At 66.4% G+C, this 21,331-nt stretch carries 18 protein-coding genes; 10 read left to right on the top strand and 8 right to left on the bottom strand.

The features are described from left to right. Positions 1-47 precede the first annotated feature (47 nt). The 6 genes from HMPREF3014_RS21775 to HMPREF3014_RS21750 all read left to right on the top strand — a co-directional run bounded on the left by HMPREF3014_RS21775 (position 48) and on the right by HMPREF3014_RS21750 (position 9,701). Positions 48-2,003, top strand: a complete 1,956-nt coding sequence (locus HMPREF3014_RS21775; protein ID WP_031633408.1) for a sensor domain-containing diguanylate cyclase — start codon at positions 48-50, stop codon at positions 2,001-2,003. A gap of 84 nt (positions 2,004-2,087) precedes the next feature. After that, positions 2,088-2,828: a sulfate transporter CysZ gene (gene cysZ / locus HMPREF3014_RS21770; RefSeq protein ID WP_003116482.1), complete on the top strand. Its 741-nt coding sequence runs from the start codon at positions 2,088-2,090 to the stop codon at positions 2,826-2,828. Positions 2,829-3,205: 377 nt separating this feature from the next. Continuing rightward, positions 3,206-5,218, top strand: coding sequence for a ceramidase CerN (cerN, locus tag HMPREF3014_RS21765; protein ID WP_023087746.1), 2,013 nt, complete (start codon positions 3,206-3,208; stop codon positions 5,216-5,218). Positions 5,219-5,559: 341 nt separating this feature from the next. Beyond that, positions 5,560-7,752, top strand: a complete 2,193-nt coding sequence (locus tag HMPREF3014_RS21760; protein WP_003159645.1) for a phosphocholine-specific phospholipase C — start codon at positions 5,560-5,562, stop codon at positions 7,750-7,752. A gap of 17 nt (positions 7,753-7,769) precedes the next feature. After that, on the top strand, positions 7,770-8,393 hold the full coding sequence (gene plcR / locus HMPREF3014_RS21755) for a phospholipase C accessory protein PlcR (protein WP_003134321.1): 624 nt from the start codon (positions 7,770-7,772) through the stop codon (positions 8,391-8,393). Between the two features lie 87 nt (positions 8,394-8,480). Beyond that, positions 8,481-9,701, top strand: coding sequence for a glycosyltransferase family 4 protein (locus HMPREF3014_RS21750; RefSeq protein ID WP_003116486.1), 1,221 nt, complete (start codon positions 8,481-8,483; stop codon positions 9,699-9,701). Between the two features lie 3 nt (positions 9,702-9,704). Here HMPREF3014_RS21750 and HMPREF3014_RS21745 read toward each other — a convergent pair whose 3' ends face one another. The 5 genes from HMPREF3014_RS21745 to HMPREF3014_RS21725 form a co-directional block, all read right to left on the bottom strand. Beyond that, entirely contained in the window at positions 9,705-10,664 is a 960-nt protein-coding gene (locus HMPREF3014_RS21745; protein WP_014603213.1) for a DegV family protein, read from the bottom strand. A gap of 190 nt (positions 10,665-10,854) precedes the next feature. Further along, a complete protein-coding gene (locus HMPREF3014_RS21740; RefSeq protein WP_003120762.1) occupies positions 10,855-11,967 on the bottom strand; it encodes an NADH:flavin oxidoreductase in 1,113 nt (370 codons plus the stop codon). Positions 11,968-12,007: 40 nt separating this feature from the next. After that, positions 12,008-12,598 (bottom strand): TetR/AcrR family transcriptional regulator, encoded by a 591-nt coding sequence (locus HMPREF3014_RS21735; protein ID WP_003085819.1) that lies wholly within the window; start codon positions 12,596-12,598, stop codon positions 12,008-12,010. A gap of 150 nt (positions 12,599-12,748) precedes the next feature. Further along, the gene (locus HMPREF3014_RS21730; RefSeq protein ID WP_003109429.1) at positions 12,749-13,231 is read right to left on the bottom strand and encodes a glutathione peroxidase; all 483 of its coding nucleotides are present in this window, start codon (positions 13,229-13,231) and stop codon (positions 12,749-12,751) included. 205 nt (positions 13,232-13,436) lie between these two features. After that, complete coding sequence (locus HMPREF3014_RS21725; RefSeq protein WP_003085816.1) at positions 13,437-13,922, bottom strand: FKBP-type peptidyl-prolyl cis-trans isomerase; 486 nt, start codon at positions 13,920-13,922, stop codon at positions 13,437-13,439. Between HMPREF3014_RS21725 and HMPREF3014_RS33810 the strand changes: the two genes are divergently transcribed. From HMPREF3014_RS33810 to HMPREF3014_RS21710, 4 genes are all read left to right on the top strand, one after another. Then, entirely contained in the window at positions 13,891-14,229 is a 339-nt protein-coding gene (locus HMPREF3014_RS33810) for a DUF3565 domain-containing protein (protein WP_003109430.1), read from the top strand. The genes HMPREF3014_RS21725 and HMPREF3014_RS33810 overlap by 32 nt on opposite strands. Then, the gene (locus HMPREF3014_RS21720; protein ID WP_003085814.1) at positions 14,229-15,413 is read left to right on the top strand and encodes an acetate kinase; all 1,185 of its coding nucleotides are present in this window, start codon (positions 14,229-14,231) and stop codon (positions 15,411-15,413) included. The genes HMPREF3014_RS33810 and HMPREF3014_RS21720 overlap by 1 nt, the downstream gene beginning before the upstream one ends. Positions 15,414-15,475: 62 nt before the next feature. Further along, complete coding sequence (gene pta / locus HMPREF3014_RS21715; RefSeq protein ID WP_023087747.1) at positions 15,476-17,590, top strand: phosphate acetyltransferase; 2,115 nt, start codon at positions 15,476-15,478, stop codon at positions 17,588-17,590. 126 nt (positions 17,591-17,716) lie between these two features. Then, positions 17,717-18,631 carry an acyltransferase gene (locus tag HMPREF3014_RS21710; protein ID WP_003085811.1) on the top strand — a complete coding sequence of 305 codons (915 nt, stop codon included), beginning with the start codon at positions 17,717-17,719 and terminating at the stop codon, positions 18,629-18,631. 69 nt (positions 18,632-18,700) lie between these two features. On the opposite strand, the gene HMPREF3014_RS21705 is transcribed toward HMPREF3014_RS21710, so the two are convergent. From HMPREF3014_RS21705 to oruR, 3 genes are all read right to left on the bottom strand, one after another. Next, positions 18,701-19,414, bottom strand: a complete 714-nt coding sequence (locus HMPREF3014_RS21705; protein WP_003085808.1) for a YiaD family glycine zipper/OmpA-like lipoprotein — start codon at positions 19,412-19,414, stop codon at positions 18,701-18,703. A 105-nt stretch (positions 19,415-19,519) separates the two neighbouring features. Further along, on the bottom strand, positions 19,520-20,161 hold the full coding sequence (locus HMPREF3014_RS21700) for an MBL fold metallo-hydrolase (protein ID WP_003085806.1): 642 nt from the start codon (positions 20,159-20,161) through the stop codon (positions 19,520-19,522). A 101-nt stretch (positions 20,162-20,262) separates the two neighbouring features. Beyond that, positions 20,263-21,282 (bottom strand): ornithine utilization transcriptional regulator OruR, encoded by a 1,020-nt coding sequence (gene oruR / locus HMPREF3014_RS21695; protein WP_003114220.1) that lies wholly within the window; start codon positions 21,280-21,282, stop codon positions 20,263-20,265. Positions 21,283-21,331: the final 49 nt, after the last annotated feature.

Here is a 21,331-nt window from a genome sequence, read left to right as displayed (position 1 = left end):
AACCTGCGGCTAGACTCATGCTGTCGCCCATTACCCGTCCTCACCGCATGCCCCTACGCACACGCCTGCTCTGGCTGTTCCTGCCGTTGCTGGCCGCCAGTCTCGGCGGTATCTGGCTCTTGTCGGAAAGCATCCTGCTGAGCCGTTTCGACCGAGAGGACCAGCAACGCCTGCAAGAGGGCGCCACCGTCCTGCACAACCGGCTGGACTTCGAGTTGAAGCGCCACCTGGACATCGTTCGCACCTACGCTTGGTGGGATGCCAGCTACGACTTCATCCAGCGCCCCAACGAGACCTTCGAACAGGAAAACCTCGACCACGAGATGCTCGACGACCTGGGATTCGACTTCGTCCTGTTCCTCGACGACCGGGGTCACCTGCAACTGAAGCAGTGGTCCCCGCCCGCGCCCGACCAGCGCGTGCTCTTCGGCGCCCCCTCGGCGAGCGACCAGGCCCTGCTCGAGGCACTGCAGCAACGCGCCATCCGCCTCGGCGCGCTGGACTTTCGCGGACGCACCGACCACAGCCTGAGCGAGCTGCTGCTGGTCGACAACCTGCCGACCCTGCTGGTCAGCGTGCCTATCAGCAACAACCAGGGTAGCGCGCCGGCGAAGGGCGCGATCCTCGCCGGCTACTTCCTCGACCGGGAACGCCTGGCCAACCTCCGCGAACAGATGCAGGCCGACCTGCAACCGATGCCCAACATCGCCACCGACTCCACCTGGAAGCCGCTGCGCAGCCGCAGCGGCAGTACCCACAACCAGGCCCTGCTCAGCCCACGGCGGTTCATCGGCGAACATGTCCAGCAGGTCTCGGTGCAGTACCTGAGTTCCAGCGGCGAGCCGCAGCTGCGCTTCGACATCACCAAGAAACGCCTGCTCTACATCCAGGGCGAGAAGGCCATCAACTTCTTCCTCGGCGCCTCCCTGCTGGTCGCGCTGGGCGCTTTCCTGGTCGGCTACCTGGCCCTGGAGCTGTGGGTCCTGCGCCGGGTCCAACGGCTCAACCGGGAGGTCGCCGAAGTCGGACGCAACGCCCACTCGATACGCCTGAGCGACTTCGGCAACGACGAGCTGGGACAACTGGCGGGCGAGATGAACCAGATGCTCGAGCGCCTGGAACACAGCGAGGCGCGCGACCGGGCGATCCTCCAGTCGATGCGCGACGGCTACTTCGAAATGGACGTCGACGGCGTGATCCTCACCGTCAACCCCGCGCTCTGCCAACTGCTCGGCCAGACGCGCGAAACGCTGATCGGCCATCCCTACTACGAACTGCTCGGCGAAGACGACCTGGCGCGTGCCCGCCAACCCTTCCAGCGCGCCATGCAGAGCGGCGCAGGCAAGACCTTCGCCATCCCCCTGCAGCGCGCCGACGGCAGCCTCGGCTACTTCGAGGCCACGGTTTCGCTGATCCACGACCTGCAGGGCGAACTACGGGGCTACCGCGGCATCGTCCGCGACGTCAGCGGCCAGATCGCCTACCAGCAGCAATTGCTGGAAATGGCCTACCGCGACCCGCTGACCGGCCTGGGCAACCGCAAGGCCTTCGACGAACAGCTCGGCCAGGCGTTGCTTCGCGCCGGCTCCGGCGGAAGCGAACTGGCGCTGCTGTACCTGGACCTGGACCGCTTCAAGGAGGTCAACGACCGCTTCGGCCACGACATCGGCGATGCCCTCCTCAGGACCGTCGCCGAACGGGTACGCAGCACCCTGCGGCAGCCGGACAAGGCCTACCGCCTGGGCGGCGACGAATTCGCCGTGCTCCTCGAGGACAGCCAGGAAAACAATCCGCAGCGCCTCGCAGAACGCCTGCTGGCGGCGCTGGTCCAACCGATCGCGCTGAATGGCGAACGCATCGACTTCGTCACCCCGAGCATCGGCATCGCTCTCTACCCGCGGCATGCCGGCGATGCCGAAGGACTGGTCCGTGCCGCCGACAGCGCCATGTACGAGGCCAAGCGCCAGCGCAACCACTATTGCCTGTACCAGGCGCCAGCCTGAAATGCGCGGTCAAACAGGCTCTGTCGCGGGCTTTCGCCAGTCTGCTAAGGTTTCAGCCCGCATCCCATCGGAGAACCATTCCCTATGCCAGCCCTGAGCGGCCCGCAATACCTCGGCGAAGGCCTGAAGCTGATCATGCGTCCCGGCCTGCGCCTGTTCGTGCTGATCCCCCTGACCCTCAACCTGCTGGTGTTCGCCCTGCTGATCGGCTTCGCGATGCAGCAGTTCAGCCACTGGGTCGACCTGCTGATGCCCAGCCTGCCCGACTGGCTGAGCTTCCTGCAGTACATCGTCTGGCCGTTGTTCGTCCTGCTGGTGCTGGTGATCGTGTTCTTCACCTTCACCATGGTCGCCAACATCATCTCCGCGCCGTTCAACGGCTTCCTCTCGGAAAAGGTCGAGGTGGTGGTTCGCGGCCGCGACGACTTCCCGCCGTTCAGCTGGGCCGAACTGCTGGCGATGATCCCGCGCACCATGGGTCGCGAGATGCGCAAGCTCGCCTACTTCCTGCCGCGCGCGCTGGTGCTGCTGGTGCTGAGCTTCGTGCCCGGGGTCAACCTGATCGCCACGCCGCTGTGGATCCTCTTCGGCATCTGGATGATGGCGGTGCAGTACATCGACTATCCGGCGGACAACCACAAGCTCGGCTGGAACGAGATGCTCGCCTGGCTGCGCAGCAAGCGCTGGGCGTGCATGGGTTTCGGCGGGGTGACCTACCTGGCGCTGCTGATCCCGCTGGTCAACCTGGTCATGATGCCCGCCGCCGTCGCCGGCGCCACCCTGTTCTGGGTCCGCGAGGAAGGCGAGAAGGCGCTGGTGAAATAAGCATGCGCCCGGTGTCCGCTGTCGGCATTGTCAGGCGGGCGTCAGCACCCTGACAGCCGGCGTCGGGCACACTACGAATGCCCTCGGGAGCGTCGGCGCAGGCCGCAGCCGAGACCTGCGCCAGCCCTTGCAGACCGGCTCGACGCTGCCGAACCGACTGGCCGCCGGTGCCTCCCCACGCAGGCGGCCTTTTTTTACCCGCCTGCCTTGCCGTCCATGCAGGATGGCCGGCGCTCACCCCCTTCCTGTCCGCTACGCCCCCCTCGACTCCACCACCCTGGCACTACAGTGGCAACCAGGCGAAGCAGGCTCCGGCCCGCTTTCGATGACCACCGTCCCCAGCCCGCCCAGCGGCGGAAAACAAGAAGAGGGTCGCCATGTCACGTTCCGCATTCACCGCGCTCTTGCTGTCCTGCGTCCTGCTGGCGCTCTCCATGCCTGCCAAGGCCGACGACCTGCCCTACCGCTTCGGCCTGGGCAAGGCGGACATCACCGGCGAAGCCGCCGAAGTCGGCATGATGGGTTACTCCTCCCTCGAACAGAAGACCGCCGGCATCCACATGCGCCAGTGGGCGCGTGCCTTCGTGATCGAGGAAGCGGCCAGCGGACGTCGCCTGGTCTACGTCAACACCGACCTGGGGATGATCTTCCAGGCCGTGCACCTGAAGGTCCTGGCCCGGCTCAAGGCGAAGTACCCCGGTGTCTACGACGAGAACAACGTGATGCTCGCCGCCACCCACACCCACTCCGGTCCGGGCGGCTTCTCCCACTACGCGATGTACAACCTGTCGGTGCTCGGCTTCCAGGAAAAGACCTTCAACGCCATCGTCGACGGCATCGTCCGCTCCATCGAGCGGGCCCAGGCCAGGTTGCAGCCCGGCCGCCTGTTCTACGGCAGCGGCGAGCTGCGCAACGCCAGCCGCAACCGTTCGCTGCTGTCGCACCTGAAGAACCCGGACATCGCCGGCTACGAGGATGGCATCGACCCGCAGATGAGCGTGCTCAGCTTCGTCGACGCCAACGGCGAGCTGGCCGGCGCGATCAGTTGGTTCCCGGTGCACAGCACCTCGATGACCAACGCCAATCACCTGATCTCCCCGGACAACAAGGGCTACGCCTCCTATCACTGGGAGCACGACGTCAGCCGCAAGAGCGGTTTCGTCGCCGCCTTCGCCCAGACCAATGCCGGCAACCTGTCGCCCAACCTGAACCTGAAGCCCGGCTCCGGTCCCTTCGACAACGAGTTCGACAACACCCGCGAGATCGGTCTGCGCCAATTCGCCAAGGCCTACGAGATCGCCGGCCAGGCCCAGGAGGAAGTGCTCGGCGAACTGGATTCGCGCTTCCGTTTCGTCGACTTCACCCGCCTGCCGATCCGCCCGGAGTTCACCGACGGCCAGCCGCGCCAGTTGTGCACCGCGGCCATCGGCACCAGTCTGGCCGCCGGTAGCACCGAAGACGGTCCAGGCCCGCTGGGGCTGGATGAAGGCAACAATCCGTTCCTCTCGGCCCTGGGCGGGTTGCTCACCGGCGTGCCGCCGCAGGAACTGGTGCAATGCCAGGCGGAAAAGACCATCCTCGCCGACACCGGCAACAAGAAACCCTACCCCTGGACGCCGACGGTGCTGCCGATCCAGATGTTCCGCATCGGCCAGTTGGAACTGCTCGGCGCCCCCGCCGAGTTCACCGTGATGGCCGGGGTGCGGATCCGCCGCGCGGTGCAGGCGGCCAGCGAAGCGGCCGGTATCCGCCATGTGATCTTCAATGGCTACGCGAATGCCTATGCCAGCTACGTCACCACCCGCGAGGAATACGCCGCCCAGGAATACGAAGGCGGCTCGACCCTCTACGGCCCCTGGACCCAGGCCGCCTACCAGCAGTTGTTCGTCGACATGGCGGTGGCGCTGCGCGAACGCCTGCCGGTGGAAACCTCGGCGATAGCGCCGGACCTGTCCTGCTGCCAGATGAACTTCCAGACCGGAGTAGTGGCCGACGATCCCTATATCGGCAAGTCCTTCGGCGACGTATTGCAACAACCCAGGGAAAGTTATCGCATCGGCGACAAGGTGACCGTCGCTTTCGTGACCGGACATCCGAAGAATGACTTGCGCACCGAGAAGACTTTCCTTGAAGTAGTGAATATCGGCAAGGATGGCAAACAGACGCCCGTGACCATTGCCACCGATAATGACTGGGATACCCAATACCGCTGGGAGAGAGTGGGTATATCTGCCTCGAAAGCGACTATCAGCTGGACCATTCCACCTGGGACCGAGCCCGGCCATTACTACATCAGGCACTACGGCAACGCGAAGAACTTCTGGACCCAGAAGATCAGCGAGATCGGCGGTTCGACCCGCGCCTTCGAGGTGCTCGACCCCGCTCCCTAGCGGGCTCCAGCCAAGGTTGCGAGATTCGCCTGCCAACTTTATGACGCATGAAATTCGTCAAATAAAATGTGATTTAAAACACATGAAAAAGTGAACTTTCATTCAGCCGAGAAGGGCATGGAACTCCATTTCCATGCCCTTTGTTTTTATCCCGAAAAACTTCTCAAGTTGTCGCTCAAGGTCATATCGAAGTCGCTTTCGGGATCAACCGATAAATTATCGCCATGAAACCATCGGCTCGCTATATTCCCTGCCGGAAAAACAGCGAAGACGATTAATCATCTCGAAACAAGAAGTACGCAGATTGATGGAAATCAAAAAACCACCCGGGAAATAAAACGATGACCGAAAACTGGAAATTCCGCCGTCGAACCTTTCTCAAGCACGGCGCCCAGGCCGCTACCCTGGCCGGCCTTTCCGGGCTGTTCCCGGAGACGCTCCGGCGCGCCCTGGCCGTCGAGCCGGACATCCGCACCGGGACCATCCAGGACGTCCAGCACGTGGTCATCCTGATGCAGGAGAACCGCAGCTTCGATCACTACTTCGGCCACCTCAACGGCGTCCGCGGCTTCAACGACCCTCGCGCGCTCAAGCGCCAGGACGGCAAGCCGGTCTGGTACCAGAACTACAAGTACGAGTTCTCCCCCTATCACTGGGATACCAAGGTCACCAGCGCCCAGTGGGTGAGTTCGCAGAACCATGAATGGTCGGCCTTCCACGCGATCTGGAACCAGGGCCGCAACGACAAGTGGATGGCGGTGCAGTACCCCGAAGCCATGGGCTACTTCAAGCGCGGCGACATTCCCTACTACTACGCCCTGGCCGACGCCTTCACCCTGTGCGAGGCCTACTACCAGTCGATGATGGGCCCGACCAATCCGAACCGCCTCTACCACATGAGCGGACGCGCCGCCCCCAGCGGCGACGGCAAGGACGTACACATCGGCAACGACATGGGCGACGGCACCATCGGCGCCAGCGGCACGGTGGACTGGACCACCTATCCCGAGCGGCTAAGCGCCGCTGGCGTGGACTGGCGGGTCTACCAGGAAGGCGGCTACCGCTCCTCGTCACTCTGGTACCTGTACGTCGACGCCTACTGGAAATACCGGCTCCAGGAGCAGAACAACTACGACTGCAACGCCCTCGCCTGGTTCAGGAACTTCAAGAACGCTCCGCGCGATTCGGACCTCTGGCAGCGCGCCATGCTCGCCCGCGGCGTCGACCAGTTGCGCAAGGATGTGCAGGAGAACACGCTGCCGCAGGTGTCGTGGATCGTCGCGCCCTACTGCTACTGCGAGCATCCCTGGTGGGGCCCCTCGTTCGGCGAGTACTACGTGACCCGGGTGCTCGAGGCGCTGACCAGCAACCCCGAGGTCTGGGCCAGGACCGTGTTCATCCTCAACTACGACGAGGGCGACGGCTTCTATGACCACGCCAGCGCCCCGGTGCCGCCGTGGAAGGATGGCGTCGGCCTTTCCACGGTCAGCACCGCCGGCGAGATCGAGGCATCCAGCGGGCTGCCCATCGGGCTCGGCCACCGCGTCCCGCTGATCGCCATCTCGCCCTGGTCGAAGGGCGGCAAGGTCAGCGCCGAAGTGTTCGACCATACCTCGGTGCTGCGCTTCCTCGAACGCCGCTTCGGCGTCGTCGAGGAAAACATCTCGCCCTGGCGGCGTGCCGTCTGCGGCGACCTGACTTCGCTGTTCGACTTCCAGGGCGCAGGCGACACCCAGGTCGCCCCCGACCTGACCAACGTCCCGCAGAGCGACGCGCGCAAGGAGGACGCCTACTGGCAGCAGTTCTACCGGCCCAGTCCCAAGTACTGGTCCTACGAGCCCAAGAGCCTGCCCGGCCAGGAAAAGGGCCAGCGCCCTACCCTCGCGGTGCCCTACCAGTTGCACGCCACGCTGGCCCTCGACATCGCCGCCGGCAAGCTGCGCCTGACCCTGGGCAACGACGGCATGAGCCTGCCGGGCAATCCGCAGGGACACTCCGCTGCGGTATTCCAGGTGCAGCCGCGGGAAGTCGGCAATCCGCGCTTCTATACCGTGACCAGCTATCCGGTGGTCCAGGAAAGCGGAGAGGAACTGGGCCGGACCCTCAACGACGAACTCGACGACCTGCTCGACGCCAACGGCCGCTACGCCTTCGAGGTGCACGGCCCCAACGGCTTCTTCCGCGAGTTCCACGGCAACCTGCATCTCGCCGCGCAGATGGCGCGGCCCGAGGTATCGGTCACCTATCAACGCAACGGCAACCTGCAGTTGAACATCCGCAATCTCGGCCGCCTGCCGTGCAGCGTGACGGTGACGCCGAACCCGGCCTATACCCGGGAGGGCAGCCGTCGCTATGAACTCGAACCGAACCAGGCGATCAGTGAAGTGTGGCTGTTACGCAGCAGCCAGGGCTGGTACGACCTCAGCGTGACCGCCAGCAATACGGAAGCCAACTATCTCCGCCGCCTGGCCGGACACGTCGAGACCGGCAAGCCGAGCAGGAGCGATCCATTGCTCGACATCGCAGCGACCTGAAGCGAGGAGTCCATCGCATGAGACCTACCCTGACCTGGACCTTGCTGGCCCTGCTGCTCTGCGGCACGGCCATCGGCGCCGTCCTGTTGTTTTACCCATCGGAGCCGGCGCCCGTCGCGCCCTTCGCGTCTCCCCCGCAGGCCACACCGGCGGCAAAACCTTCCATTCCTTCCCGAGCCCCCGAGATGAATACAGCCACCGCTCCCGACAACCTGGAACAGCAACTCGGCGAGTTCGGCCGCAACGCCGGGCAGATGTCCGAGATCGAACGCAAGCAGGCCGCCGAAGGCCTGATCGAACAGCTCAAGCGCGAGGTGGCGGTCGGCGCCGATCCGCGCCAGACCTTCGAGGAGATCCAGCGTCTGACGCCCTATGTGGAGGCCGATGCCAGGCGCCGCGAGGCGCTCGACTTCGAGATCTGGATGGCGCTCAAGGACAACGCCTCCGTCCAGCAGCAAGCGCCGACGCCTGGCGAGGAAGAGCAACTGCGCGAATACGCGCAAGAGTCGGACAAGGTGATCGCCGAGGTGCTCGCCAGCGTCGACGACGAGGAGCAGCGTCACGCCGCCATCGACGAACGCCTCAAGGCCCTGCGCAAGCAGATCTTCGGCGAGGAGAACCCACGCCTGCTGCAACGCTGAAATCCACGGCGCCCCGACAGGGGCGCCGTCACGCAAGCGTCACCAAAACTTCACATCCGCTACACGGCGTCGGTCGACACTGACGTCATGAGCAGACCTCTAAGCATCGCCCTGATCAGCGAAACCTACCCACCGGAAGTCAACGGCGTCGCCAATACCCTGGGGCGCCTGCATGCCGGTCTCCAGCAGCTTGGCCATCGGGTCCAGGTGGTGCGCCCGCGCCAGCCCGGCGACGACGGCCGGCGCAGCGACGCCGAGCTGGTGCTGACCCGCGGCTGGCCGTTGCCCGGCTACCCCGGCCTGCAATGGGGCATGTCGAGCCTGCACAAGCTGCTGCGCTGCTGGAAGCGCCAGCGCCCGGACGTGCTCTACATCGCCACCGAAGGCCCGCTCGGCTTCTCTGCCCTGCGCGCCGCGCGGCGCCTGGGCATCCCGGCGGTCAGCGGCTTCCACACCAACTTCCAGCAATACAGCGAGCACTACGGCTTCGGTCCGCTGACCCGGCTGGTCACCGGCTACCTGCGCTGGTTCCACAACCGCACGCAGATGACCCTGGTGCCCAGCGGCAGCCAGCGCATGGAATTGCAGCGGCGCGGTTTCGAACGTCTCAACCTGCTCTCCCGCGGGGTCGACAGCCAACTCTTCCATCCCTCCCGGCGCGATCCCGAACTACGCCGGCGCTGGGGCCTGGGCGAACAGGACATCGCCGTGCTGCACGTCGGCCGGCTGGCGGCAGAGAAGAACCTCGGCCTGCTCGGCGGCACCTTCCGCGCGCTCTGCGCCGCCCATCCGCAGCTGAAGCTGCGCCTGGTACTGGTGGGCGACGGGCCGGAGCGCAGGCACCTCGAACGGGACCTGCCCGAAGCGCTGTTCTGCGGCGTCCAGCGCGGCGAAACCCTGGCCGCCCACTACGCCTCGGGCGACCTGTTCCTCTTCCCAAGCCTGTCGGAGACCTTCGGCAACGTGGTCCTCGAAGCCCAGGCCGCCGGCCTCGCGGTGGTCGCCTTCGACCAGGCCGCCGCCGGCCAGCACATCCGCCATGGGCACAACGGCGTGCTCGCCGCGCCGGGCGACAAGAGCGGCTTCGTCGAAGTCGCCAGTTGGCTGCTGGACGACCAGGAACGCCTGCGCCGGGTCCGTCTCAACGCCCGCCAACACGCCAGCCGGCAAGGTTGGGACAGTATCGTCGAGCACTTCCAGAACTACCTGGAAGACGCCTGCGCCAGTCCGCTGGTCCAGCCCGCTCGGTCGAAGCCCGAGCGGCCGCCGGCAGAGGATGGCGGGGCCTTGCCACGCAGCCGCGAGTAGCTCTCAGGCAAAGGCTTTCGGCGTGGCGATGAAGCCCAGGCTCATGGCCCCGGCGCCCAGATTGATGCCGCCGGTAGGGCTGAGCATGCCCAGGTGCAAGTGGATGTCGCGCTCGCGGCAGGCGTTCTCCAGCGCGGCGAAGCCCGGCAGGTCGCGCAGCGCGGTCGGATCGCCGGCATAGCTGAGACCCAGTTGCGGTGCCAGCAGCTCACCCGCCTGTACCCGCGCCAGGGCATAGCCGAACAGCTTCTCCGCCGACTTCTCGAAGCTCGGCGAGAGCGCCACCGGTTTGTCCTCGCCATCGGCCAGGCTGAACACCGGCTTGACGTCGAGCAGCGAGCCCAACCCCAGCGCCGCGCCCTTGACCCGGTCGACGAAACCGCTGCGATCACCCTTCTGGAAGCCGCGCCGGCGCAAGTGGCCCAGGTCATCGGCGACCAGGTAGGTGCAGGTCTGCTGGCTGAGCTGTTCGAGGCGCGTACGCAGCGCGTTGGGGTGGCTGCCCTGCGCCAGCAGGCGCGTGCCCTCGGCCGCCAGGCAGGCGATGCCGGCGAACACCGAGTGGCTGTCGAGTACGCGCAGGGTGAAGGGACCGGCGATGCCGGCCGCGTGGCGGCGCTCGTGGTAGTGCTGGAGCAGGCCGAAGGAGGCCTGGGTGGCGTGCTCGAAGATCGGACTGCGCAGGCTGTCGACGGTGAGGCAGACCACGTAGTCGAAGTCGGTCACCAGTTCGTCGAGGAACCATTGTTGCAACTCGGCGGCGGAGAGCGGCTGGCTGCCGTCCTTGCTACCGACCTTGGCCAGGTGGTCGCGGTAGAAGCTCAGGGTGGTGTCGGGGTCGCGTCGATCGATGAGCCGCTGCTCGCCCAGGCGGATCCCGATCGGCATCACGCGGATGCCGTGGGCGGCGAGGAATTCGGGCGGCAGGTCGCAGGTCGCGTCGACCACCAGGCCGATACGCATGGATTCGCTCCTCTGGCCGTTTCTCGGCCTATTGTTGTGTTGGCGGTCATACAATGCCCGTTTCGGACTTTGAAGTCAGCCGGCCGCACGGCGGGTTTTCGGAAAAAATCACGGCCATGAAAAATCCCACCCCGAGGGGTGGGATCTGCTTGCCGGCGCGGCGCCGGGCCGGTGCGTCGCGGACGCGCCTTCAGACCAGGCTGGCCAGGGCCTCGCGGCTGAACGGCTTGATGTCGCCGATACGCCCCTCGCGGACCTTCACCGCCCACTCCGGATCCACCAGCAGCGCGCGGCCCACCGCGACCAGGTCGAACTCGCCCTTGTCCAGGCGCTCCACCAGGCCGTCGATGCTCGCCGGCTGCGCCACCTCGTCGGTTTTGCCGAAGAATTGCAGGAACTCGCTGCCGTCCAGGCCGACGTTACCCACGGTAATGGTCGGCTTGCCGGTCAGCTCGCGGGTCCAGCCGGCCAGGTTGAGTTCCGAGCCTTCGAACTCGGGAATCCAGAAGCGGCGGGTCGAGCAGTGGAAGATATCGACGCCGGCCTCCACCAGCGGCGCGAGGAACTCGCGCAGGCCCTCCGGGGTTTCCACCAGGCGCGCGGAATAGTCCTGCTGCTTCCATTGGGAGAAGCGGAAGATGATCGGGAAATCCGCACCGACCGCCGCGCGCACCGCCCGCACCAGCTCGACGGCGAAGCGCGAGCGATTGGCCAGGCTGCCGCCGTACTCGTCGTCCCGCTGGTTGCTGCCTTCCCAGAAGAACTGGTCGATCAGGTAGCCGTGGGCGCCGTGGATCTCCACCCCGTCCATGCCGATCGCCTGGGCGTCGCGGGCGGCCTGGGCGAAGGCGGCGATGACGTCCTGGATGTCGGCCTTGCTCATGCCGTGGACCAGCACCTTGCCGTCCTTGGCCTTCTCCATCGGGCCGTAGCCGGGCACGCTGGCGTCCGGCTCCACGCCCAGGCGCCGAACGCTGCCGACGTGCCAGAGCTGCGGAACGATGCGCCCGCCCTCGGCATGCACCGCGTCGACCACCTGCTTCCAGCCGGCCAGGGCGTCCTCGCCATAGAAGCGCGGCACGTTCGGATAGCCGTTGGCGGCCTTGTGGCCGACCGTTGTGCCTTCGCTGACGATCAGGCCGACGCCGGCGGCGGCGCGCCGGCGGTAGTACTCGACGACCTTGGCGTTGGGTACGCCGCCGGGGGAAAAGTTGCGGGTCATCGGTGCCATCACCACACGGGTGGGCAGTTCCAGGGCGCCGAGGCGGAACGGTTGGAACAGGGCTTCTACGGGGGCACTCATGGACGGACTCCTGAGGGGGAATGGGAGGTTCGGGCAGGTATCAGGCGCGGAGCAGCAGCTCCAGGCGCGACATGAAAGCATTCAACGGAGCGAGGCCGGCGCCGACCTTGAAGCGCGCCAGGGCGCCCTGCCAGGCGAAGCCGATGAAGCCGGCCAGGCTCGCGCAGTCCTCGTCGGCGGCCAGTTCGCCGGCCTCGCGCGCCTGCTCCAGGCAGTCCTGGAGGATTTGCGCGGAAGCCTGCAGGATCGACTCGACCTTGGCCGCGATCGGCGGCGACAGCTCGGCCATCTCGAAGCTCAGGCTGCCGATGAAGCAGTGGTATTCGGGCTTTTCCTGGCGGGCGAAGTGCTCCAGCAGCTCGCCGTAGTAGCGCAGCACCCGCTCGCGCGGGCTGAAGCGGCTGTCGCCGAGGGCCTGGGCGTAGCGCGCCAGGCGCGGCGCGTAGACGTGCTCCAGGGCCTGCTGGGCGAAGGCTTCCTTGCTGTCGAAGTAGTGATAGAAGGAGCCCTTGGGGATGCGCGCGGCCTGGACGATCTCCAGCACCCCGGTGCCGTGGTAGCCACGCCGGGTCATGACCTCGGAGCCCTTGGCCAGGATCAGTTCGCGCTTGTCGAGTCGGTTGCTAGTCATGGAACGAGAGAATATGACCGGTCGTCTCGTCCGCCCAGCATTATCAACGGCGGTGATCAGGCGTTACAGGCAGGGACTTATCGCGTTGCGTCATGAAGCGGCGCAAGACAGGAAAGGAAGCGGCGGGACGCGAACGCGTCCCGCGGGAGATCAACCCAGGGCCTTCTCGATGGCTTGCACCAGGGCCGGGTCGTCCGGCGCCGTGCGCGGGCTGAAACGCGCCAGCACGCGACCGTCGGGACCGAGGAGGAATTTCTCGAAGTTCCAGGTGATGTCGCCGGGAAACTCCGCGCCCTCGCCCGCCAGCAGGCGATAGAGCGGATGCCGCGCGCTGCCGTTGACCTCGACCTTGGCGCTCATCGGGAAGCTGACGCCATAGTTCAGGCTACAGAAGGACTGGATATCCGCCTCGCTGCCCGGCTCCTGGCCGGCGAACTGGTTGCAGGGCACGCCGAGCACCGCGAAACCGCGCTCGCGGTAGGTCTGGTAGAGATTCTCCAGGCCGGCGTACTGGGGTGTCAGGCCGCATTTGGAGGCGACATTGACCACCAGCAGCACCTTGCCCTTGAACGGGGAAAGCGGCAGGTCCTGTCCATCCAACCCCTGCAGGGTGAGATCGTGAAAGGCACTCATGACGTACTCCTTGCGCATTCAGCGACACAACGTGCCAAGCCCCGCACCGGGCAAGAACCCTGGCTGCGGCGCATCCCCAGGGACGGGGTAAAGAGCCCAGGCATGGCGCATGACGCGAAAGGCGCCCAAAGGCGCCTTTCGCTATACCAGCTTAGCAGTTCCGCCGGCGGACGGCCCAGGCCATCAATCGGCGAATGAACGCCGATCAGTGGTGGTGACCGCCTTCGCCATGGATGTGACCATGGGCGATTTCCTCGGCGTTGGCCTCGCGCACGTCGACTACCTTGACCTTGAAGTTCAGGCGCTGGCCGGCCAGCGGATGGTTGCCATCGACGGTCACGTCGTCGCCGTCGATGTCGCGGATGGTGACGATCTGCATGCCGCCGTCCGGAGCCGAGGCGTGGAACTGCATGCCGACTTCCAGTTCGTCGACGCCTTCGAACATCTCGCGGGTCAGGGTCGCGACCAGTTCGGCGCTGTATTCGCCATAGGCGTCTTCCGGCTCGATGGCGACGCTCAGTTCGTCACCGACGTTCTTGCCTTCCAGGGCCTTCTCCAGGCCGACGATGATGTTGCCGGCACCGTGCAGGTAGACCAGCGGCGCGCCACCAGCGGAACTGTCGATGACATCCCCGGCGTCGTTGGTCAGGGTATAGTCGATGGAAACCGCCTTGTTGGCCGCGATCTGCATGGTTCGAAACCTTTTCGATAAAGAAGATGAATGCGTAAGTGTACGCATCAATAGCCCCGAAAGCGACCGCGCCCCTGATGAACGGGGCGCGCGAGCGCCGTCGCGGGTGATTGATTTTCATCAGGACGAGGAAGGCCATTGGGTGGCAGTCTTGTCCTGTGGCCATACTCAACACCTGCGCCACCAACCGCCCTGGCAATCGCGCGCCTGGGTCCTTGACGAAAACGAGCGGCACAGACAGCTCGGCCGCGAATTTCGCTGCGGCTGGTGTGCCCGGGAAGAAGAAGAGCAGACCAAGGAGCAGTGATGCCCTCACGCAACATACTGGTGATCAACTGCGGCAGTTCGTCGATCAAGTTCGCCCTGGTCAACGAGGCCCACTCCCTGTTTCCCCTGCACGGCCTCGCCGAGCGCCTGGGCAGCCGCGATGCGGTGCTGCGCTGGAAGCGCGGCGGCGACAGCGACAGCCTGATGATTCCCAACGCCGACCACCGCGCCGCCCTCGCCCAGTTGCTGCCGATGGTGCAGAACGCCGCGGGCGGCAAGCTCCACGGCATCGGCCACCGGGTGGTGCATGGCGGCGAGCTGTTCACCCATGCCACGCGCATCGACGACCGGGTGGTCGAGGCGATCCGGGCCACCGCGCCGCTGGCGCCGCTGCACAACCCGGCCAACCTGCAAGGCATCGAGGCAGCGATGACGCTGTTTCCCAAGCTGCCCCACGTCGCCGTGTTCGACACCGCCTTCCACCAGAGCCTGCCGGAGCACGCCTACCGCTACGCCCTCCCGGAAGCCCTCTACCGCGAGCATGGCGTACGCCGCTACGGCTTCCACGGCACCAGCCACCGCTACGTCAGCCACCGCGCCGCGGAAATGGCCGGGTTGGCGGTCGGCGACAGCAGTTGGCTCAGCGCCCACCTCGGCAACGGCAGTTCGACCTGCGCCATCGTCAACGGCCAGAGCCTCGACACCAGCATGGGCCTGACCCCGCTGGAAGGCCTGGTAATGGGCACCCGCAGCGGCGACGTCGACCCCAACCTGCACAGCCACCTGGCGCGGACCCTGGGCTGGAGCCTGGAGCGCATCGACTCGATGCTGAACAACGAAAGTGGCCTGCTCGGCCTCTCCGACCTGTCCAACGACATGCGCACCCTGGAGCAGGAGCGCGAGCAGGGCCACCCCGGCGCGGCCCTGGCGATCGAGGTGTTCTGCTACCGCCTGGCCAAGTCCCTGGCGGCGATGAGCTGCGCCCTGCCGCAACTGGACGGGGTGATCTTCACCGGTGGCATCGGCGAGAACTCGCCGCTGGTGCGCGCCAAGACCGCCGCCCACCTGCGGCTGTTCGACCTGCGCCTCGACCAGGAGGCCAACGCCCGCTGCGTGCGCGGCGTCGCCGGGCCGATCCAGGCCGCGGGGCATCCGCGGGTACTGGTGATCCCGACCAACGAAGAGCGGCAGATCGCCCTCGACACGCTGGCCCTGCTCGACTGAACTGGATCGACGCCCCCGCCCAACCAGGCGGCGTGGCCAAACGCACGGCTTAAGGAGCCCAGATGCATACCTTCTTCATCGCCCCGACCGGTTTCGGCGTCGGCCTCACCTCGATCAGCCTCGGCCTGCTTCGCGCCCTGGAACGCGCCGGGCTGAAGGTTGGCTTCTTCAAACCCATCGCCCAACTGCATCCCGGCGACCTCGGCCCGGAGCGCTCCAGCGAACTGGTGGCGCGCACCCACGGCCTGGATACGCCGAAGCCGCTGCCGCTGGCCCAGGTCGAGCGCATGCTCGGCGACGGCCAACTGGACGAACTGCTCGAAGAGATCATCAGCCTCTACCAGCGCGCCGCCGCCGACAAGGACGTGGTGATCGTCGAAGGCATGGTACCGACCCGTCACGCCAGCTACGCCGCGCGGGTCAACTTCCACCTGGCGAAGAGTCTCGACGCCGAGGTGATCCTGGTCTCCGCGCCGGAAAACGAGACGCTCACCGAACTGACCGACCGTATCGAGATCCAGGCCCAGCTGTTCGGCGGCCCGCGCGATCCGAAGGTGCTGGGGGTGATCCTCAACAAGGTCCGCGGCGAGGCCGACGCGGCCAACGCCGAGGACGGCGTGGCGGACTTCGCCCGGCGCCTCACCGAACACTCGCCGCTGCTGCGCGACGACTTCCGCCTGATCGGCTGCATTCCCTGGCAGGACGAACTCAACGCCGCGCGCACCCGCGACATCGCCGACCTGCTCAGCGCACGGGTGATCAACGCCGGCGACTACGAGCAGCGCCGGGTGCAGAAGATCGTGCTATGCGCCCGCGCCGTGCCCAACACCGTGCAACTGCTCAAGCCCGGCGTGCTGGTGGTGACCCCCGGCGACCGCGACGACATCATCCTCGCCGCCAGCCTGGCCGCGATGAACGGCGTACCCTTGGCCGGCCTGCTGCTGTGCAGCGACTTCCCGCCCGACCCGCGGATCATGGAACTCTGCCGCGGCGCCCTGCTGGGCGGCCTGCCGGTGCTGTCGGTGGCCACCGGCTCCTACGACACCGCGACCAACCTGAACCGGATGAACAAGGAAATCCCGGTGGACGACCGCGAGCGCGCCGAGCGGGTCACCGAGTTCGTCGCCGGGCACATCGATTTCGAATGGCTCAAGCAGCGCTGCGGCACGCCGCGCGAGCTGCGCCTGTCACCACCGGCGTTCCGCTACCAGGTGGTGCAACGCGCGCAGAAGGCCGGCAAGCGCATCGTCCTGCCCGAGGGCAGCGAGCCGCGCACCGTACAGGCGGCGGCGATCTGCCAGGCGCGCGGCATCGCCCGCTGCGTGCTGCTGGCCAAGCCGGAGGAGGTCCAGGCAGTGGCCCAGGCCCAGGGCATCGTGCTACCGGAAGGCCTGGAGATCATCGACCCTGACCTGGTGCGGCAGCGCTACGTCGAACCGATGGTCGAGCTGCGCAAGGGCAAGGGGCTGAACGCGCCGATGGCGGAGCAGCAACTGGAGGACAGCGTGGTCCTGGCGACCATGATGCTTGCCCTGGACGAGGTCGACGGCCTGGTCTCCGGCGCCATCCACACCACCGCCAGCACCATCCGCCCGGCGCTGCAACTGATCAAGACCGCGCCCGGCTACAACCTGGTGTCGTCAGTGTTTTTCATGTTGTTACCGGACCAGGTGCTGGTCTACGGCGATTGCGCGGTGAATCCCGATCCTTCGGCCAGTGACCTGGCCGAGATCGCCGTGCAGAGTGCCGCGTCGGCGCAGGCTTTCGGCATCCCTGCACGGGTCGCGATGATCAGCTACTCCACCGGCGACTCCGGTTCCGGGGTGGATGTCGACAAGGTTCGCGAGGCCACCCGCCTGGCGCGCGAGCAGCGCCCCGACCTGTTGATCGACGGACCCTTGCAGTATGATGCCGCCGCCATCGCCAGCGTCGGCCGCCAGAAGGCGCCGAACAGCCCGGTGGCCGGGCAGGCCACGGTGTTCATCTTCCCCGACCTGAACACCGGCAACACCACCTACAAGGCGGTGCAGCGCAGCGCCGATTGCGTCAGCGTCGGGCCGATGCTGCAAGGCCTGCGCAAACCGGTGAACGACCTGTCGCGCGGCGCGCTGGTGGAAGACATCGTCTACACCATCGCCCTCACCGCCATCCAGGCGGACGCCCAGGCCCCGGCCTGAAGGAACGCCGCCCAGTGGGCGGCACTGGCTTCGGCCAGGCACGAGGATGTGCCATGTGAACGGCGGGACCACGCCCCGCTCCACGCGCCCGGCCCTGGCCGGGCGCCTACGTACAAGGACTCCTTGATGCTGTCGTTTCTCCCCCATTTCCTGCGCGGCTCCCTGGCCGGCCTGCTGCTGGTGTCCAGCACCCTGTGCTGGGCCTGCCTGCTGTTCGGCATGACCCTGGTCAAGCTGCTCCTGCCGTTCGCCGCCGCCCAGCGCCTGTGCAGCAAGATCATGAGCCTGATCGCCGAAGGCTGGATCGCCTGCAACAAGGGCTGGATGAACCTGGTCCAGCGCACCCGCTGGAACGTCCAGGGCCTGGAGGGCCTGGAGTACCAACACTCCTACCTGGTCACCAGCAACCACCAGAGCTGGGTCGACATCCTCGTCCTGCAATACCAGTTGAACCGACGCATCCCGCTGCTGCGCTTCTTCCTCAAGCAGGAACTGATCTGGGTCCCGATCATCGGCCTGTGCTGGTGGGCCCTCGATTTCCCCTTCATGAAGCGCTACAGCAAGGCCTACCTGGCCAGGCACCCGGAGAAGAAAGGCCAGGACCTGGCGACCACGCGCAAGGCCTGCGCCAAGTTCAGCCGCATCCCGGTAGCGGTGTTCAACTTCCTCGAAGGCACCCGTTTCACCCGCGCCAAGCACGACGAGCAGCAGTCGCCGTTCCGCCACCTGCTCAAGCCCAAGGCCGGCGGTATCGCCTTCGTCCTCGACGCCATGGGCGAGCAATTGAAGACCCTGGTCAACGTGACCATCCACTACCCGGACGGCAGCCCGACCTTCTGGTGCCTGCTTTCCGGACGCCTGAAGGACGTCGTGGTGCGCTTCGAGGAACTGGAGATTCCGCGCCAGTTCGTCGGCAAGAGCTACGACCAGGACGCCGGCTACCGCGCGGAATTCCAGCAATGGGTCAACCAGCTGTGGGAGCGCAAGGACCAGTTGCTCGACAGCCTGCACCGCGAGTTTCCCGGTAACGCCAAGGCGTAGGACGAAGAGCGCCGACCAGCGCCCATGAAAAAGCCCGCCGAATGGCGGGCTTTTTCGTCCAGGCCGCGATCAGTACTGCGGCTGGGTCTGCGCCGGGCCCTGGGCGCCCGGAACCGGTCGCAGGTTGACCTCGACGCGCCGGTTCTGCGCGCGACCGTCGGCAGTGGAGTTGCTCGCGATCGGCTGGTCCGGGCCCATGCCGCGGGTGCTCAGGCGGGTGCCGTCGACGCCCTGGGCGGTCAGGTAGCCGGCCACGCTCTGCGCACGACGCTGGGACAGGTCCATGTTGTGCTGGCGGCTGCCGGTGCTGTCGGTGTAGCCGACGATCTCGATGGTGTTCTGGTTGTACTGCTTGAACGAGTTCGCCAGGTTGTTCAGCGGCGCGTAGAAGCTCGGGGCGATGTTCGCCGAATCGGTGGCGAAGGTGATGTTGCCCGGCATGATCAGCTTGATGTCGTCACCTTGGCGCTGCACTTCCACGCCGGTGCCTTCCATCTGCCGACGCAGCTCGGCTTCCTGCTTGTCGGCGTAGTAGCCATAACCCGCGGCGGCCGCGCCGGCAACGGCAGCGCCGATCAGCGCGCCCTTGCCACGGTTGTTGTGGTCGATCGCAGCGCCGGCGACGGCGCCGGCCAGCGCACCCAGTCCGCCGTACTTGGCCGTCTTGCTCATGCCACCCTGGCTTTGGCTTTGCGTGTCGTAGGGGTTGTTGTTGGCACAACCGGCGAGCAGCGCCAGTGCGGTGACGGCTGCGGCCAGAGGCAGGCAACGGGAGGTGAACATGGGAAAACTACTCCTCGAGGTACTGAAACGCCCCTGCGTGAGGGGCGGCCGATATCTTAGAGCATAGCCAAGTGGCAAAATTCCCGATGCTCGGAAAAATCCTTTTCAGCCCCTGACGAAGGGGTTCTCGCGCATCTCTTCGCCCAGCGTGGTGTCCGGGCCATGGCCGGCGACCACCGTGGCGTCCTCGTCGAGGCTGTACAGGCGCTGCCGGATCGAACGCTGGATCGCCGCCGAGTCGCCGCCCCACAGGTCGGTGCGGCCGATGCCACGGCGGAACAGGGTGTCGCCGGCGATCAGCAGCTTCGCCCGGGGGAACCAGAAACTCATCGAGCCCGGCGTATGCCCCGGCGTGTGCAGTGCCACTCCGCAACCGCAGGCCAGTTCCTCGTCGTCGGCCAGCCAGCGGTCCGGGGCCGGCACCGGCGTGTAGGGCACGCCGAACAGTTGGCACTGCATCTCCAGGTTGTCCCAGAGGAACTGGTCGTCCTTGTGCAGGTGCAGGCTGGCGCCGGTGCGCTTCTTCATCTCGCCGGAGGCGAGGAAGTGATCCAGGTGCGCGTGGGTATGGATGATGCTGACCACCTGCAGGCCGAGGCGGTCGAGGCGCTGCAGGATCAGTTCGTGGTCGCCGCCCGGATCGACGACGATGGCCTTCCTGGTCAGCGGATCGCCAATGATGGTGCAGTTGCACTGCAAAGGCCCGACGGGAAAGGTTTCGCGGATCAGCGCGGGGGATGTCGACATGCAAGACTCCGATCACGGTCGGCGCGGCAAGCGCGCCATGGATTTCTATGAAACGCCAAGCATGGCACATCCATCCGCTGCCGAGGATCGCCGGCGTCGGCTCAGGGCGCTTCGCGGTAGTCGCTGGGCAGCTTGCCGGTCCACTTGCGAAACGCCCGGCGGAAGTTCGACGAATCGTTGAAGCCGAGCAGCAGGGCGATCTCGTACAGCGGTAGCTGGGTGGTGGTCAGGTATTGCAGGGCCAGGCGCTTGCGCACATCGTCGAGGACCTGCTGGTAGGTGGTGCCCAACGACGACAGGTGCCGGCGCAGGCTGCGCCCGCTGGTGTGCAGTTCGCGGGCGGCCTGTTCGAGATCGGGGAAGTCGCCGGGACGCGCCAGCAGCAGGCGGCGCACACGGGTCAGCAGGCCTTCCTGGACGTCCAGGGTGGCCAGCAGCGCCTCGCACTGCTGCTCGCACATCTGCACCGTGGCCGGGTTGGCCAGCGCCATCGGTCGTTCCAGGTACTCGCTGGGCATGCTCAGCCAGTGCCAGGGCTGCTCGAACTCCGCGGCCACCCCGAACACCTCGGCGTAGCGCCGGGCATGGGCCGGCGGCGGATAGGCGAAGCCGACCCGCACGTCCTGCAACGGCTCGCCGACCAGGAAGCAGGCGATGGAATACAGCGTCGCCATCAGGCCCTCGGCGGCGAACACCGAAGCGGCGCCCAGCGGCATCGACTCCACCGCGCGCAACTCGGCGCGGCCGTCATCGAGCACCAGTTCCAGTTCGTAGGCCAGGCCGAGCACCCGGTAGTACTTGAGGGCGAACTGGATGGCCTTGCCCAGGTTGGCGCTGGACAGCACCGCGTAGCCGAGGATGCCGTGGGCGGAGACGTTCAGGCGCTGGCCGAGCACCAGCCCCAGCGCCGGCTCGCCGCACAGGGCCTGGGCGCTGTAGGTGAGCTGGTTGAAGTCGAGGAAGGACAGGCGGCCGTTCGGGCTGTCCAGCACCTCGGGACGCACCCGCGCAGCGTCGAACAGCGCCTGGCGGGATACGCCGTACTCCGCGACAAGATCGAGGAGTGCCTCGGCATAGGCCACCGGCACCAGTTCGGCGGTGAAATTGAGCGGTTGTTTCATGGTTGTTTATTGTTCTGACCGCTGGCCGGATATGACCGGAAAGTTGGCA

This window comes from Pseudomonas sp. HMSC065H01 (genome assembly GCF_001815235.1).
GTDB lineage: Bacteria > Pseudomonadota > Gammaproteobacteria > Pseudomonadales > Pseudomonadaceae > Pseudomonas > Pseudomonas aeruginosa.
This window is presented reverse-complemented; position numbering and strand designations above follow the sequence as displayed.